Annotated in this window: 1 protein-coding gene; it reads left to right on the top strand. The window is 64.8% G+C overall.

Annotation, left to right across the window (positions count from 1 at the left end; all coding sequences use genetic code 11):
• On the top strand, positions 1 to 406 hold a 406-nt coding region (locus QCE63_RS35555; RefSeq protein ID WP_309839956.1), incomplete at both ends, for an aldehyde dehydrogenase family protein.

The following is a 406-nucleotide window of genomic DNA, read 5'->3' as shown; positions in this document are numbered from 1 at the left end:
CATCGAATGGTTCGCGGAAGAAGGCAAGCGCGTCGCCGGCGACACACTCGCCACTCCGGCAGCGGACAAACGCATCGTCGTGACGAAGGAACCTATCGGTGTATGTGCGGCGATCACGCCATGGAACTTCCCTGCGGCAATGATCACCCGCAAGGTCGGCCCGGCGCTCGCAGCCGGTTGCCCGATCGTCGTGAAGCCAGCAGAAGCCACTCCATTTTCGGCCTTCGCGATGGCCGTGCTGGCTGAACGCGCCGGCATTCCGAAGGGCGTGCTGAGCATCCTCACTGGCGACCCGAAAGCCATCGGCGAGGAAATGACCGGCAATCCGATCGTGCGCAAGCTCTCGTTCACCGGCTCCACCGCCGTGGGCCGACTGCTGATGGCGCAGAGCGCGCCGACGGTCAAG

Source organism: Caballeronia sp. LZ065 (genome assembly GCF_031450975.1).
Taxonomy (GTDB): Bacteria; Pseudomonadota; Gammaproteobacteria; order Burkholderiales; family Burkholderiaceae; genus Caballeronia.
The sequence above is the reverse complement of the archived record's forward strand: the minus strand, read 5'-3'. Positions and strand labels throughout refer to the sequence as shown.